We start from the raw sequence: 13629 nt of genomic DNA on the forward strand, positions 1-13629 counted from the left end.
GCGTGATCTCGGCGAAGTCGGCGCTCAGGTCTCCCTGCGCGCGCAAACCGTTGGGATCATGCTCTGGGCCGATCGCGACGAGACCGCCAAGGAATTCACCGCCAACCTCGAAGAGCTGCGGACCAGCCTCGAGGCCGTTGGCCTCAAACCCGGTGCACTGGTGGTGCGCCAGGGCGCGCCCGGCGACGCGCCCGCGCCAGCAAGCTCCGGCCAGTTTCTGGATGCACGCCGATGACAGACGAAGCCAAGTCCAGGGCTCTTGCCGTAGCGCTGCAATATGATCGACAGACAGACCACGCTCCGCGCATCGTCGCCAAGGGCAGGGGCCTGATCGCCGAGCAGATCGTCGCCCTGGCTGAAGAGAACGACATCGTCATCGAGGCCAATCCTGTGCTGGCCGAAGCCCTGAGCCATGTCGAGGTCGACGACACCATCCCCATCGAACTCTACGAGGCCGTCGCGGCGGTTATCGGCTTCGTGCTGCGCCAGAGCGAGGTGTCGCATTGGCAGCCGGACGCCCCCGCAGACGACTGAAATCGCCGTGACCGAAACGCGATACCATTGTATCGCGGCGGCGCTCTCCCCATGTCCAATTCCAGACGAGGGAGAACACCATGATCAGAGACGAAGACGAACGCGCCATCGATGACCTGTTCGAGCGTCTGCACAATGTGGAGCGCAACAGCGCCCCGCGCGACAACGACGCCGAGCGCCTGATCCGCCAGCGCCTCTCCGAAAATCCGGCATCGGCCTATTACATGGCCCAGACCATCATCGTGCAGGAAGCGGCCCTCCGTGAAGCGCAGCAGCGTATCGAAGCGCTGGAGGCCCGGCAGGGCCAGGGTGGTTTTCTGGGCGGCATCTTCGGCACTGATAGACCAAGCCAACCGGCCCAACCGGCGCCCGAACGCCGCGGCCCATGGGGCCGTGGCAATGAGGATTATGAGCGGCGCCAGCCATCCGGCGGCGGCTTCCTGGCCGGCGCGGCGCAGACAGCGCTTGGCGTCACCGGTGGCCTTCTCCTGGGCAGCGCCATCGCGGGCATGTTCGCGGGCGGAGCCCAGGCGAGCGAACCGGACATGTCGGCACAGCCCGAAGCTGACGATCCCGGCATGGACGACGGCGGCGGCGATTGGGGTGATTTCGATATCGGGGGCGATTTCTAGCCCGCCGGCGCTCACACTTTTGGGGAGCGTGCTCAATACCGGGCGGTGTCATCCGCCCGGGAAAACAATGCTAGTCCCACCGGCTTAGCGCGTGCGCTTCTCGTAGAATTCGTTGCCGCCGGCTTCGAGCACATAGAACATGTTGTCATAGGGAAAACGCAGGCCAGCCGTATGGAAATGCTGAGCATTCTGAACGCCCGGATGGCGGACGCCGCGCAGGACCTGATCGGCAACCTGCGCCGCGAGCACAGCCCCGCTATCGGTCATCGGCTTGGTCAGCACGCCCTGGGCGAACTGGTTTTTCTGCCCGACGACGGAGCAGACCGACTTGGGATAGCGCGGATCGCCGAGGCGGTTCATCACCACGGTGCCGACGGCGAGCATGCCATCGGGACTGGATCGGTTGGACTCGAAATACATGGCCCGCATCATGCATTCCTTCTCGCTCATCTGCGCCATGCCGAAGTTGATGCCAAGAAAACTGCAGCCGGCAAGGCTGGTGGCAAGAACGGCAAGGGCCGACATTTGAAGGGCGAGGCGGGCAAGGTGGGCCACGGTGCATCTCCGGAGTGTTGCCGAGTTGCGGCTTGGTCCGAAAATGCGCCGACAGCCTTAAAGAAGGCCTCAAGAACAAGGTTAAGAGTTTGCTAGCGGCGTCGCGACGACAAAAGACTGGTCAAAAGCACCGCAGTGCCGAGCACGGCGAGCAGTGGCACGGGATCGCGCTGCACAGCGCGCGCACCCTGAACGGCCTTGCGGCTGGCCGCGCCTGCAAGCCAGGCACCCTGACGCGCCGCGTCGCGCCCCCAGTCGGTCATGAGTTCGCCGAGATCGCCTGCGACATCCCCGGCATTGTGCGAAAGGGCACGGCTGATGTCCCGGGTCTGGCGACGGAGATCACCGATCTGGGCGGCAAGCATTTCGAGCGGATCGTCATTGCGGCGGCGAGAGGTGAACATATCTTCAAGACGCATGGCTTACTCCCTGGTTATGGGCGGAACGCCATTGGCCGGACACAAGTTCCGTTCACACTTGATGACTTCGACCCCAACAAAAACGGCAGAACAACAGGGAGCCGAACGGTTACGATATGACAAGCAAGAGCGCACAACGTCTCAATCGGCTGTTCGACAAACTCGAGCGCAGGATCCCGACAGCCGCCGCCGACTGGCTGGCACGCTTGCGCCGTCCGGGCGCCCGTTGGGTGCGCATCCCGCTCGGCATCCTGCTGGTTCTTGGCGGCATTTTCAGCTTCCTGCCGGTCCTGGGCCTCTGGATGCTGCCGCTGGGCCTGCTGCTGCTCGCGCTTGATCTGATCTTCCTGCAAAGTCCAGTCAACAGTGCCATTCTGCGCGGCGGCCGCTGGTGGACCACCTGGCGCCGCAAGCGCCGCGACCGCAAGCAAAACCGCTAGGCAGTCAGGTCGATCTCGCCGGCCGCAAAGGCCGTTTCCACGAGGTCGACCGCCTCAGCCAGCCGCTCGTCGACGATATGCAGATATTGCGTCCAGTCCTCGATGCGGCTGACGGTTTCATCACCGTCCGAAATACCCCGCAGGCCGAGGAGCGGCACGCCAAAGCTCTGGCAGGCGCGCTTGACTGCAAAGGTCTCCATATCGACCATATCTTCGATCAACCCATCATAAGCGGGGCCGGTGACCACATTCGCACCGGTCGAAAGCGTAGCGGGCACGAGCCCGGCCACCGCCGGGACGAGATCGAGCGTCGGCGGCAGGTCGAGCAGGGGCGTCACGCCTTTCGGAAAGCCCAGCGCCGAAGCGTCCATATCGCGATAGGACACAGAAATGGCCTGATAAACGCCGCATTGGGTCAGCCGGTGCGACCCAGCTGATCCCAGGCATACGACGAGCCGCGGCAGGCTATCACGCCGCTCGGCCAGAACCATGGTCGCGGCAAGCGCTGCCTCCACCGGGCCGATGCCGATCATCACGGGCTTGATGCGGGCGGCCAGGTGCGGGCCGAATTCGGCCTTGGCGGCCATCAGGTAGAGAATGGACATGGCTGAAACCTAGCATGCCTCCCGAATGTCGGCACCGGATTCGGGGGAGGACATGCACGGTCAGAAGCGCATGGCTGCCATGCCGCCCCGGTGCTGGTCGTTACGGGTTATGTAACGGAATGATGACATATTGATCCAAGCCGCCCGAGTGGAGGGCAGCAGGAAAAGGCAGGCGTATCGTGCGGTTCGCAGTCATCAGCGGGTCGAGGGAGTGGACGGAAGCGACACCCGAGCGGATCTCGGCGCAGCGCCCCGTCGATGTCGAGGATGTGCATTTCGAGGCCCGCAGGCGCCTCAAGTCGCTGAAGATCGAAGAGTGGCGGGTCCGCGAATTCGTGACCGGCACGCCGATGCCCGACAGTATCCGCCATATCGCTGCGCAGATCGAATTCGCCGCCCAGGCGATCGGTCGGCTCTCGCCCATTCCGCTGGACTATGCCGACGACGTCTACTGGCCGCGAGTCTGGTAGCCCCAGACGAAAGCGGGAGCGGCGCCATGCACCACTCCCGCCCTCAAGTCCATAACTCGACAGCCGTATTCATGCTGCGTTGGCAACGACCTTCTTGGCGCGCGGGGCGCGTTTGCGCGGCGGCTTGATGGTCTTGGCAGCGTCTGAGGCAATTTCGGCTACAGCCTTGAACCAGTAGGACTGGTCCTGACCCTGGGGACGGCCATCGGCTTCCCAGAGAAGATAGGCGCGCTGCTGAATATCTTCGTGCATTTGGGTCTCCATCAATCTAGCCCGCACCGAGCCTGCGCTGGCAAGGTTAACGCCGTCTTGCTATGCGCATGCGTCAAATGCAGGCCAGTCAATCGGCCCACGAAATACTCCGATGACTTGTCGCGCCCAATCAATAACTTACGGCGATATAGCGATCAGGCTTGTGATTGATGGCTAGAACTGAGCTGACGATGGCGGCGCCGAGGATGGACAGCAGCAGGTTCTGCGTCGGCAGCACGAATAAGGCCGCAGCCAGAATCAGGAGGTCGATGGCAAGCTGGATATAGCCCGTGCGCCAGCCGAACCGCTCATGCAGATAGAGCGCCAGGATATTGGTGCCGCCGAGCCCCGTGCGGTGCCGAAACAGCACCAGCAGCCCAATCCCGGTCAGGATCCCCCCGAGAATGGTGGCATAGATCGGATCGATCCGCTCGATATCGAGCAGGAAAGTCCCGGCCCAGTTGAAGACCGAGACCAACGAAACCGCGAGCGCCGTGCGCAGCGCAAAAGCCCAGCCCATGCGCCAGACGGCAAGAATGTAGAACGGCAGGTTGACCACGAAGAAGGTAACGCCGAACCCGAGCCCCGTCGCGAACTGCAGCAAAAGCCCGATCCCCACAGTGCCGCCGGTGAGCAGCATGGCCTTGCCGTAAAGCATCGTGCCGAGGGAAACGAGAAGCGCGCCCGTCGCGATGGCGATCAGGTCTTCATGTAGAGGATGGCGGGTCATGTTCTGTCCACGGCAACAGTCGAATACGAACCGTCCGTGCCGATCTTGTTGCGCCGTAATCGGTTCTTCCAATCCGCCATATAAACATTAGGCTTTTTCGCCCGACCGAAAAATCGGCCTTTCCAATTCGACGAATGCTTTTTCCAAAACGGGGCGCGAATTCGGCTCCTTCGGGCAATAAAAAAGGCCACCGTTTCCGGTGGCCTGGCAGTCCCGACAGTCATCGAGGGCTACTGGGAGAGGATCTCCATCAGATGGTCGCGCTCGAAGATGGTGATCTTTTCGGATTGCATATCCAGTGGGTGGACGCCTCGCTCGGCCAGTCTCGATACCACGTGCCGTCGTTGCATTCGCAGCAGTGGTGCCAGCGAGTTGAGGGTAATGTATTGCTGGTGGAAGCGATCCGCGTCCGATCGCCGGTAGTGCTTCCTTTTCAGACCTGAGGCAGGCTGGGTCCGACGCTCGCAGGTGAAGATGGGGCCGGTCAGCGCATGAAGCGCATCGGATCCGATGCCGCATGCCTTGGCGAATTCCGGAGCCAGGAGCCATTCGTCATTGCCATTGCCGACAGCCCAAGGCACCGCAGACCTGAGCTTCTTCTGGACTTCCGCGACGTCGACGAGAATGGATGGATACATGAGCTGTCCCTGGAGGCTACCGGTCCAGATCTCGTTCCGCAGGATCATGCGATAGACCTGTCCAGCCTGATCGTTGCGGACAACACGGCTCGTGAGCTCGAACAGAGTAGCGGCGCCATCCGGCACCGAGGGGCAGGGGACGGCATTGGCAAGGAGGTCTTGCATGAGACGCTGGTACTGGCCTCGGCGGATATAGGCCACGCCCCGCTCATCGGACGAGTGCGAGGTGACTGGCGTCAACAGGCCATGCTTCACCAGCCGGTTCGTGGTCTTCAGGTTGGCGCCGTAGGGCTGCCCGCTGTCCTTAAGCAAGATCAGGCCATCGTCGTCCTCCCACCATGCGCGGAAGATCGGCACGTTGATCCAATCCCCGATATCTTCATGAAGTGCGCTGGCCATCCTGGCGAATACTCGGACCGTTCTCTTGCCCAGGCCGAATTCGGCACCAACACGGGCAGGGGATGCTAGGGCGCGCTCTCCGATCGGCTGGTTGAACATGGTGGCCTGGTTGCGCGAAGGTAGTACCAAGGTTGCCGCCGTGACGACGGCGTCCCGGACCGGTCGATGCGCAGGATCGCCTGCGACCGCCCAAAGAGCATCCCAAAGGCTGCCCATCATGGTGCTCGCAGCCACGGGCCCTTTGACCTCCCTGTCGTCGAACTGGCGTTGAAGTACCCGCCCGATGCCTTCGGCTTCATCGCGGAGGACGTCGAGCCCTGTGCTGAGGACCTCGTTGAGCTGCTGGCGGCCGAGCACCCTCAGTTCGTCTGCATCCATCGCCCACTTGCCGAACAACCCGCATAGGGACAGGACCTGATGCATGTTGAGGTCCCGAAGAAGCGGAATGTCGTCGACCTTTCCGTTCAGAGACCCGGCCACGAAAAGATCGATGGACGACGGAGCCCAAGCCTGCGCAACCGCATCCACGGCTCGACGGGCTTGCTTGACGACATCGACCATGACCATGGCGGTATCGTGCGCGGCGCCGCGCCATTGGGCGCGACCGGCGTAGATGAAGGGGCGCCTATGGCGGAAGCAGCCTCCGATCGCCGACACGATGTAGTCCCGGGTCACTGCAATGGCGGCGTCGGCTCCCAGATGCGGGCTCGCCTCCACCTGCTCGAGCGCGCACTCGGGGCAATACCAGAGTCCATGCCGTTCGAGCTGGCGCGGCGCGAACAGTTGACCGTCGATGGAAACGAGGCCGCCCACCATTGCCGGCCCATGGGCCAGCAACTCGACATCCACGCAGAGCAAGGCGGAAAGATCTCGGATCGCCCCGTCCTCTCCGCGGCATAGACCATCGAAGTCCTGACCGTAATCGCTGCAGAACTGCTTGGAGCTTTCATATCTCATATGGGCCGCAAATCTCGAAACCAAACTGGTGCAGATCTCGAACGGTACGTGACGCGGCATGTCGGCGCGCTGGAAGAGCATCATTTCGCGATACCCCTCGCGGCGTGGACGGTCCTGACCGCTTCCTCTTCGGAGCGCATGAGGCGGCTGCGGTCCGTTTCCCGCCATTGCGCGACGATGAAAGGGTTCTGGGCGTCGATCGCTCGTGTGCTGACGAAATAACGGTGAGCGAAATCGTGCTCGGTCAGGACAATCCTGCCCTCACGCCAGGCATTGAGAACGGCCACCTGCATCAATTCGAAGGCCAAGCCTCTGGCGCGGTTGGTGGCGTGGATCAGGCGCTGATAGAAGTGTTTGTCGACGATGGCATTGCCGATTCCGGCGGCGGCGCAATAGCCCAGTAGCGCCTGTTCGAGCAGGGCCTCCTCCGCAGGGTCGTCGAGTTTCATGGGTGCCAGTTCGACGGGGATGAGCTTCTCGCCCAGGAACCGGTGCTGTTCTTTCTCGAGATGAGGGATGAGTTCCGGCATGCCGACCACCACGACGGGCAGCGGCCATGCGGCGTGGTTGAGCAAATTGCGCACGATCCCGACGCTGCCCAGAACCGAGTCGGACATTTTCGCCGCGCCGACGGCCGGGTGAATCGCGTACTGGAACTCGTCGATGATCGCCATCGTGGGTCGGAAGACCGGCAGTTCCTGCTGCACGCGCATGTAAGCCGCGTCTGTCGTCAAAGGCCTTTTCGTGCTCTCCCCTCCATGGATGCCCATGAGTAGGCCGTTCAACATCAGACGATTGGTGAAGGTCGACGGGCATTCGTAGTAGAATGAATTCGGATCGATCGACGTGCCGTCGATCGCCTCCAGTTCGGATAAGCCGTTGACGACCTGCTGCACGACGGTGGTCTTTCCAAAGCGCGTGTCTGCCGTTACGAGCACGCCGCTGCAGGGTGCGCGATTGCCTTCGCCCCAGGGCGAGCTCTCATCGAGGCGCACGGCGACGTGGGCGTAAACCTCCTCCACCGCTGCTGTGATGGCATCGAATTCCGGAGGGGGAAAGAACTGGGCTGCGAAGGCTTCTTTGATCTGGGTTTCGGACAGGGAGATGGTCATTTGGGCTTCCTTGGGTGATTGCGCCGCATAGGCATGGGAGGGGCAGCCACCGGTTTGGTGGCGGCGACGGCAGGGGGAGGCAGCGGCAGAGCTGCCGCGTTCTGCGCTTCGAGCGCTGGCGCGACTTGCGTGCTGGGCGACGGGGCAGAATCTCGTGTGTGGACGACGCCAAGCAGGCTGGAGTCGTGCGTCAACGCCGACTCGTCGTCCTCGGCGTCGCGGTCGTAGACGAGCATCACGCGCAGGTCCTTCTGGATGTCGTCCATCATCTGGGCCGTCCACGTGACCCCTTCGAGCCCGAAGGCCGCCTCCGCCGCTTCGGCGGCGCGGTCGATCTCGAGCAGGCTAGGGGCAACGAATTCCTCGAAGTCGAGCCGCTTCTTCTCGCCATGGGCACGGGCAAGCTCGTTCTGCTTGGCGATCCACTGGTTCAGGGTGACGTTCTGGAATTGAGGCGGCCCCGGAACGGTGGTCCAGTCGCTGCCGACGAGGATCGAGATATGCTCGAGGTCGAGCGGATCGACCTTCACGAAGTAGTCCCTCTTGCCGCTGTCCTGGATCAGCGTGTCGAGCCATGGGCACCAGTAGATGATGTTCATGAACCGGATGCCGGCACGCGATAGGCGGCGTTGGACGACGAGGCCGAATGCGACCCTCAGCTCGTCGCCGCTGGGAACAGGCTTGGGCTGGAAGCGCGCGATGCGATCCTCGTAGAGGCGCGCCGGCGAGAGACCGCCCCTGGTGGGCGGGGTGTTGTGGTAGACGTCGACGATGTACTTGATGATCAGGCGCATGAACTGCTCGACGAAGAGGACGGCCCGCTTCTCCGGATCCTGCTCCCCGCTTGGCCGATCCTTGACATTGCTGCCCGTGCGGCCGGTGAAGGAAGAGATGAACTTCGTGCCCATGGTCCGGAGCAGACGTTCGATCTTGCCGCGCAGGCGGGCCTGGCCGGCCGCGGTGAACGTCACCCTGTCGACGAGCGCGTAGGCGGTGCCGAGATAGATCTCGTTCCGGTAAGCGCGGCCGGAGTCGGACTTCGCCTCCTCGCTGCCATGGCGCATGTTCCAATGATGGAGGCATCCTGCGGCCCTGGCGATGTCGGTCTTGTCGGCGAACGACATCCGAAATGCTCGCCTGGCGAGCTCGGACGTCTCCTTGGTACCGCCTGCGATGCCGGTGACGACGCCGGTGGCGCCATCGACCACGAAGGCCAGCGCCACTCGCGTGGACTTTTCGCCATTGGTGAACAGCTTCTGCGACTCTTCGCTCAGGAGCGTGAAGATGTGGGCCGACCAGCAATCGCTCAGGGTCAGCTCGCCGACGCGCTTGTATTCATGGCCTTTCCCGACGTGCCGCAATTCTTGGATGAGCTGCTTCTTGCCCCGGCGGGAGCCGAAGACGACCGCATATGGCAATTCCTCGATGGCTTTGGCGCAGCCATATTCGGTGGCCAAGGGGATCTGCGCATCGGGGCCCAGGCCATTGTTCGCCTCGACGATATGCGCATTGATCTTGTCGCAGACGACCTGGAGGCTGGGTTCCTTCTCGCTGCAATAGGCTTTGATATGCCTCTGGATGAACCCCCAGGTCGTTGCGTTGATCGACCGGCCGCCTTTTTCATGACCGCCCCACCGCGGGATCAGGGTGCGGTAATAGTCCTCCCCGCTCTCCGACCAGCGGTTGTAGAGGTCCTTCAAAGTTCTGGGGCACGGCTTGATCCGGCCGACGTCGAAATCGCCGCTTTCGGCCTTGTCGATCGAGCCGCCGAAATTGGACTTCTTGCGTTCGGCCGCGTAGTCGAAATTCTCGGTCTCGCAATAATCCTTGACGCGCTTCGTCACCTCTTCGAGCTTGCTCTCGATCAGAGTGCGGAGCTTCCCTTCGGTCACCTTTGGGATCTCGCCCTCGTCGAGGGCGGTCTTGACCACCTCCATCCAGATGCTTCGGGTGTTTCCTACGAAATGTTGCAGGGGTGTGTAGGAATGGTACTCGGCATAGCTCTGCACGGCATCCACCAAGTGGATTGTCTTGGTGTCCTCCTCCTCGAACCGTGCCTTGGTGAGCACATCGTGTTGATATGGTCTGTCCTTGGTCCTGATCTGCCAACCGACGCCGGGGATCTCGCCGAGCGACTTCCATGCGATGCCATGGATGACGATGTCGCAGTAGGGATTGATCTGCTTGATCTTGAGGGGATTGATCTTCTTGCCGGTCAATTGTGATGCGCCATTCGCGTGATGGAGGCCGCTGCGATGCCAACCGAAGCGGCATCGAGTGACCGATGGGTTACCGATTGTATAGAGTAGGGATCAGTGAGCAGCACTGGCATCCTGCGTGACGCCGGCGGTGACGAGGCTTTCCGAGGAGATCTCGCTCGCTGGGTCCGCCATGGCCAGGGTGCCGTCGAAGATGAGGTAGGCCGCCGTTCTGCCGACCATGCCCATGCCGCCCCAGCGCTTGCAGAAGTCGCCCAATGACCTCGGTCGGATCAGCCCGCCGGCGGCGGCTCGCATTTCCGTCTCGAACGGCCGGTCTCGATCGTTGCGGACGGAATGGAGAAGGCGGTAATTGGCAAGCGCCCATGCCGGGAGATCGTGGTCGGTGATGGTTTGGACGCGATCGGCCTCACCGCGCTGCATCTGCGAGAAGATGTGCTTGCTCAGCTCAGCTGTTCCATGCTTGGCGGCTTTGGTCGCTGGCTTTGCGGCGACGACGCCCTTGGTATGGTCGGTCTTGTGAACTCGGAAGTCCCAGATGGTGTGGGTTCGCCGCCCCTTGGTGGTGAGATAGTGCGTCGGACCGTACTGCGGCTCGATCAGGACCACGTTACGGTCCGCGAGGAAGCGCAGCCCGACGTTCATCTCCAACTGGCCTTCGGCGATCTTCCACAACGCGTCGTTGGGATCGCGGTATAGGCATGTGCTGCGGCCGGAATTCTTCTTCGGGCTGCGGCCGTCCTCGTCCTCATCGTCCTCGGGGATATAGATGTCGCGCGCAGGGGCGTAGGACGTGGGCGAGCCGAGACGTTTCAGGAGTACCGGATCGGGGATTCCGAGCGGCCTTTCGGCCAGGATGGTCGCGGGCTGGACTTGGCTGTGCATCTTTGGGCGCTTTCAGGGTGCAGGGCGTCGATCCCGCACCGGACGGTGCAAGGGTTCGAGCTCAATTTGGTTGTGTTGGTTGGTGGGCGCGCGGCCGCTGACGATGCGCCTGGGCTCTAGCTCAGAGGCTTAGCGGTCCGGCTGGAGGGCGTCTTGGCCGATGCGAACGGCGTAGTGCCTTCGAGGACGGTGATCGATTGGCCCTGCCGCCGCCGTCGTTGGATTGCTTCGCCAAGAAGACGGGGGCCGTACCGATACCGAGCGTCGAGCACGGCGCGGACGAACGCCCGTTTCGACGGCGGCAGCACACCCATATCGATGAACCGTTGCCGCATGGCTTCGTATTGGGCGTCGGTATCGGTGACGAGACGCAGTGCGCACTCGTCGACCGCCGTCCGGAAGATCAGCACCTCTTGGGGGCTGGGGCTGCGCCAACGGGTCTTAGGGTCACGTGCGGCCCGGCCAACGATCTGGTGGCCCGAAGTGTGATGGGGATCTTGCTTGTTAACCATGACATCTCCTTTGCCAGGGACCAGGACGTGCACCCGTTGACTTCCCAAAAAGTCCGGGGCACCAGTCCAGCCACTGGGTGTTTCCTTCCCGGTACGGCCGTTTCGCCTCTGCCAAGAAACTGGCGGCCGTTGCAATCAGCGTCCCCGGTCGAGGTATCCTCCTGGGGACGCTGCTTCCTCAGCTCAGGGGGGACGACTTTCGCTGAAGGTGCTTGCGTCTCGCGCGAAGGGCGGCAATTGGAGCGGCCACGTCGCCGTTCGAGCGGCCCACTCGGCGGAATGCCGATTGGTCGACGAGCGATCGCGGCGATTCCTCCTGAACCATCTCCTGCACGAGGTGAAGCGACGGAGGACCCAGGACGTGGTGTTCCAGCTCGCTGCAAACCGCCTGGTAGACAGTTGCGATGCGGACGTTGCGATGACCTAGGTGCTCCCTGATGATCCGACGAGTGATCGACGAAGGATCCCCCTGTCCGTGGCTCTCGATGTTGTGGCGTTCCATTCGACTTCCTCTCCGGTGCCACTCGTCCCCGTTGACACCCCGTGAAGTCCGGGGCAGGGTGAGAGCACACGACGTTTTTCGTTTGTGCGTCGGCCGCTTTGCCTCTGCCAAGAAACTGGCGGCCGACGATCTCCATGCAGCCCACGGCCTGTTCGGTCGGGGGCTTTTTGCGTCTGGGCTTTCGCTTCGACCCGGCTATCAGGGCAGAACTTTTCGAGCTTGAGAAGCCCCTCGCCGTCGTTTTCGGGCAAGGTGCCTGATCGGCGCCGCCCCTTGATTTGCCGATGTCAAGTCAGTTTCACGGCCGGTCCTGACCTGGTCGAGGATGGGCTGTTCCGATTTTGCCCGGATTTCCGGGGGACTCCGGGCGCCGAAAGTTGTTTACCATTTTGACGTGTTCTTATTGCTTTTCAATGGGTTACGGCGTTAACCATGGCGATCGATGATCGCATTTTCATGACCAGCAGCGATGTTCTCGATGCGTGCTGGTCGCGATTTTTGGTCGTTGCCCAGTCCCTGCGAGGACGATTCGGTCGCCGAGGCGAGGAGCGAATCGATATCTTCGCCCGTCAGGAACCGGCGTTCCATGAGCGCATCGACCATTGCATCGAGCGATGCTGCCTTCGACTTCAAGAGGTCGATCGCCCGGCCGTAGATCCGTTCGAGGGTCGCCCCCACCTTCACCCGCACCAGCGGATCCAGCGCCAGCAGGTCCGGCATGGTCTCGGGCGGGCCGCGGAAGGTCAAAGTATCGCCAAGACCAAGACTGCCTTCCAAAGCCGCGGCGAGGACCGTCGACTTCGCCAGGTCGCTGTCGATGCTTCCGCCGGCGCCATGGGACGGCGACCCGATCAGGATCTCCTCCGCCGCCCGGCCCGCGAGCAGTGAAAGAATCTTGCCCTCGTACTCCTCGCGGGTGCGGATCGCGTCCCGACGCGATCGTGTCGCAACGGCGCCGCCGCTATCACCGATCTGCTGGATGGTGGCGGAGAGAACCTCTTCGATCCCCAACGCCACCGTCGCGATCACGTGTCCCGCCTCGTGCGCTGCTGCTCGGCGCAGTTCGACAGGGGTCCTGCGGTCCTCGGTGATCACCTGAGCCTCGATGTCTTCGACGACCATGGCTCGGTTGGCTCTTCGGGCGAGACGTCGGGCTGCCCTGACTTGCTCCATGATCACGGCACCGGTGGCCTCGCGTCGGGCATTGAATTCGCTGAGCCTGCCGATGTCGACATCGACGAGATCATCGGACAGGTGATGGCGCATGATCCTTTCGGCGCCGGCCGCATCGGGCGGACCGAGATAGATGGATCGTTCGAGGCGCCCTGGTCTCAGCAGTGCCTTGTTGATGTCCTGCAACCTGTTGGTGGCGCCGATCACGACGATGCCATCGCGGTTGCTCATGGCGCCGTCGAGCTGGAGGTAGAAATCGAAGATCAGCGGCTTCCAGTAGTCGCCGTTCTTGGAATCTTCCAGGGAGTCGACATCGGGCAATGCGTTGCATTCGTCGATGAAGACCAGGCATGGCGCGGCGGCGCGAGCGGCATCGAAGACCTCGCGCAAGCCCTTGATCATGGCGTGCAGATAGCCGCCATGCGTGGCGAAGAGCTCGCCAAAGCTGGTCGTGATCAGCGGAAGCTTGCATTCCGCTGCCAGCATGCGGGCGAACGTCGTCTTCCCAGTGCCGGTGGGGCCATGGATGATCGCGCCACGATCGACGCTGTCGAGATCGAGCCGGCCGGCCGCGACGTCCGCTAGGTCCTGGACG

Annotated in this window: 15 protein-coding genes and 1 pseudogene; 5 read left to right on the forward strand and 11 right to left on the reverse strand. The window is 62.6% G+C overall.

The features are described 5' to 3' along the window. The 3 genes from J0I64_RS17200 to J0I64_RS17210 all read left to right on the forward strand — a co-directional run. On the forward strand, window positions 1–235 hold a 235-nt coding region (locus tag J0I64_RS17200; RefSeq protein WP_291410462.1), incomplete at its 5' end, for a flagellar hook-length control protein FliK. Beyond that, window positions 232–534 (forward strand): EscU/YscU/HrcU family type III secretion system export apparatus switch protein, encoded by a 303-nt coding sequence (locus J0I64_RS17205; protein WP_291410464.1) that lies wholly within the window; start codon window positions 232–234, stop codon window positions 532–534. The genes J0I64_RS17200 and J0I64_RS17205, both read left to right, overlap by 4 nt. Window positions 535–614: 80 nt before the next feature. Further along, the gene (locus tag J0I64_RS17210) at window positions 615–1166 is read left to right on the forward strand and encodes a DUF2076 domain-containing protein (protein WP_291410466.1); all 552 of its coding nucleotides are present in this window, start codon (window positions 615–617) and stop codon (window positions 1164–1166) included. 87 nt (window positions 1167–1253) lie between these two features. Here the strand turns inward: J0I64_RS17210 and J0I64_RS17215 are convergent. Together J0I64_RS17215 and J0I64_RS17220 are read right to left on the reverse strand one after the other, a co-directional pair. Then, window positions 1254–1625 (reverse strand): annotated as a pseudogene (locus J0I64_RS17215) (cell wall hydrolase); the annotation flags it as partial. Between the two features lie 188 nt (window positions 1626–1813). Continuing rightward, complete coding sequence (locus J0I64_RS17220) at window positions 1814–2140, reverse strand: hypothetical protein (RefSeq protein WP_291410468.1); 327 nt, start codon at window positions 2138–2140, stop codon at window positions 1814–1816. 116 nt (window positions 2141–2256) lie between these two features. On the opposite strand from J0I64_RS17220, the gene J0I64_RS17225 reads away from it, so the two are divergent. Continuing rightward, window positions 2257–2580, forward strand: coding sequence for a hypothetical protein (locus tag J0I64_RS17225; RefSeq protein ID WP_291410470.1), 324 nt, complete (start codon window positions 2257–2259; stop codon window positions 2578–2580). Here the strand turns inward: J0I64_RS17225 and J0I64_RS17230 are convergent. Next, on the reverse strand, window positions 2577–3185 hold the full coding sequence (locus tag J0I64_RS17230; protein WP_291410472.1) for a 5'-methylthioadenosine/S-adenosylhomocysteine nucleosidase: 609 nt from the start codon (window positions 3183–3185) through the stop codon (window positions 2577–2579). The two genes, J0I64_RS17225 and J0I64_RS17230, sit on opposite strands and share 4 nt — an antisense overlap. 179 nt (window positions 3186–3364) lie before the next feature. Here J0I64_RS17230 and J0I64_RS17235 point away from each other — a divergent pair, with 179 nt between their 5' ends. Next, window positions 3365–3655, forward strand: coding sequence for a hypothetical protein (locus J0I64_RS17235; RefSeq protein WP_291410474.1), 291 nt, complete (start codon window positions 3365–3367; stop codon window positions 3653–3655). Window positions 3656–3724: 69 nt separating this feature from the next. Here J0I64_RS17235 and J0I64_RS17240 read toward each other — a convergent pair whose 3' ends face one another. The 8 genes from J0I64_RS17240 to J0I64_RS17275 all read right to left on the reverse strand — a co-directional run. Beyond that, window positions 3725–3907, reverse strand: coding sequence for a DUF2934 domain-containing protein (locus tag J0I64_RS17240; protein ID WP_291410476.1), 183 nt, complete (start codon window positions 3905–3907; stop codon window positions 3725–3727). Window positions 3908–4037: 130 nt separating this feature from the next. Next, window positions 4038–4637 carry a YitT family protein gene (locus J0I64_RS17245; RefSeq protein ID WP_291410478.1) on the reverse strand — a complete coding sequence of 200 codons (600 nt, stop codon included), beginning with the start codon at window positions 4635–4637 and terminating at the stop codon, window positions 4038–4040. Between the two features lie 230 nt (window positions 4638–4867). Next, window positions 4868–6715 (reverse strand): hypothetical protein, encoded by a 1848-nt coding sequence (locus J0I64_RS17250; RefSeq protein WP_291410480.1) that lies wholly within the window; start codon window positions 6713–6715, stop codon window positions 4868–4870. Continuing rightward, complete coding sequence (locus J0I64_RS17255) at window positions 6712–7743, reverse strand: ATP-binding protein (protein ID WP_291410482.1); 1032 nt, start codon at window positions 7741–7743, stop codon at window positions 6712–6714. Before J0I64_RS17255 ends, J0I64_RS17250 begins: the two co-directional genes overlap by 4 nt. After that, window positions 7740–9962, reverse strand: a complete 2223-nt coding sequence (locus tag J0I64_RS17260) for a Mu transposase C-terminal domain-containing protein (protein ID WP_291410484.1) — start codon at window positions 9960–9962, stop codon at window positions 7740–7742. Before J0I64_RS17260 ends, J0I64_RS17255 begins: the two co-directional genes overlap by 4 nt. Window positions 9963–10055: 93 nt before the next feature. After that, window positions 10056–10847 carry a hypothetical protein gene (locus J0I64_RS17265; RefSeq protein ID WP_291410485.1) on the reverse strand — a complete coding sequence of 264 codons (792 nt, stop codon included), beginning with the start codon at window positions 10845–10847 and terminating at the stop codon, window positions 10056–10058. A gap of 116 nt (window positions 10848–10963) precedes the next feature. Continuing rightward, entirely contained in the window at window positions 10964–11359 is a 396-nt protein-coding gene (locus J0I64_RS17270; protein ID WP_291410487.1) for a hypothetical protein, read from the reverse strand. A 928-nt stretch (window positions 11360–12287) separates the two neighbouring features. Next, window positions 12288–13629: AAA family ATPase (locus J0I64_RS17275; RefSeq protein ID WP_291410489.1), on the reverse strand; the 1342-nt coding region annotated here is incomplete at its 5' end.

It is taken from the genome of Devosia sp., from assembly GCF_017307565.1.
Classification (GTDB): Bacteria; Pseudomonadota; Alphaproteobacteria; order Rhizobiales; family Devosiaceae; genus Devosia.

What these genes read in the sequence shown, in the direction of transcription:
- J0I64_RS17205 (WP_291410464.1), top strand. Translation starts at nt 232, where the DNA reads ATGACAGACGAAGCCAAGTCCAGGGCTCTTGCCGTAGCGCTGCAATAT.
- J0I64_RS17270 (WP_291410487.1), bottom strand. Translation starts at nt 11,359, where the DNA reads ATGGTTAACAAGCAAGATCCCCATCACACTTCGGGCCACCAGATCGTT.
- J0I64_RS17240 (WP_291410476.1), bottom strand. Translation starts at nt 3,907, where the DNA reads ATGCACGAAGATATTCAGCAGCGCGCCTATCTTCTCTGGGAAGCCGAT.
- J0I64_RS17230 (WP_291410472.1), bottom strand. Translation starts at nt 3,185, where the DNA reads ATGTCCATTCTCTACCTGATGGCCGCCAAGGCCGAATTCGGCCCGCAC.
- J0I64_RS17225 (WP_291410470.1), top strand. Translation starts at nt 2,257, where the DNA reads ATGACAAGCAAGAGCGCACAACGTCTCAATCGGCTGTTCGACAAACTC.
- J0I64_RS17250 (WP_291410480.1), bottom strand. Translation starts at nt 6,715, where the DNA reads ATGATGCTCTTCCAGCGCGCCGACATGCCGCGTCACGTACCGTTCGAG.
- J0I64_RS17245 (WP_291410478.1), bottom strand. Translation starts at nt 4,637, where the DNA reads ATGACCCGCCATCCTCTACATGAAGACCTGATCGCCATCGCGACGGGC.
- J0I64_RS17255 (WP_291410482.1), bottom strand. Translation starts at nt 7,743, where the DNA reads ATGACCATCTCCCTGTCCGAAACCCAGATCAAAGAAGCCTTCGCAGCC.
- J0I64_RS17210 (WP_291410466.1), top strand. Translation starts at nt 615, where the DNA reads ATGATCAGAGACGAAGACGAACGCGCCATCGATGACCTGTTCGAGCGT.
- J0I64_RS17265 (WP_291410485.1), bottom strand. Translation starts at nt 10,847, where the DNA reads ATGCACAGCCAAGTCCAGCCCGCGACCATCCTGGCCGAAAGGCCGCTC.
- J0I64_RS17220 (WP_291410468.1), bottom strand. Translation starts at nt 2,140, where the DNA reads ATGCGTCTTGAAGATATGTTCACCTCTCGCCGCCGCAATGACGATCCG.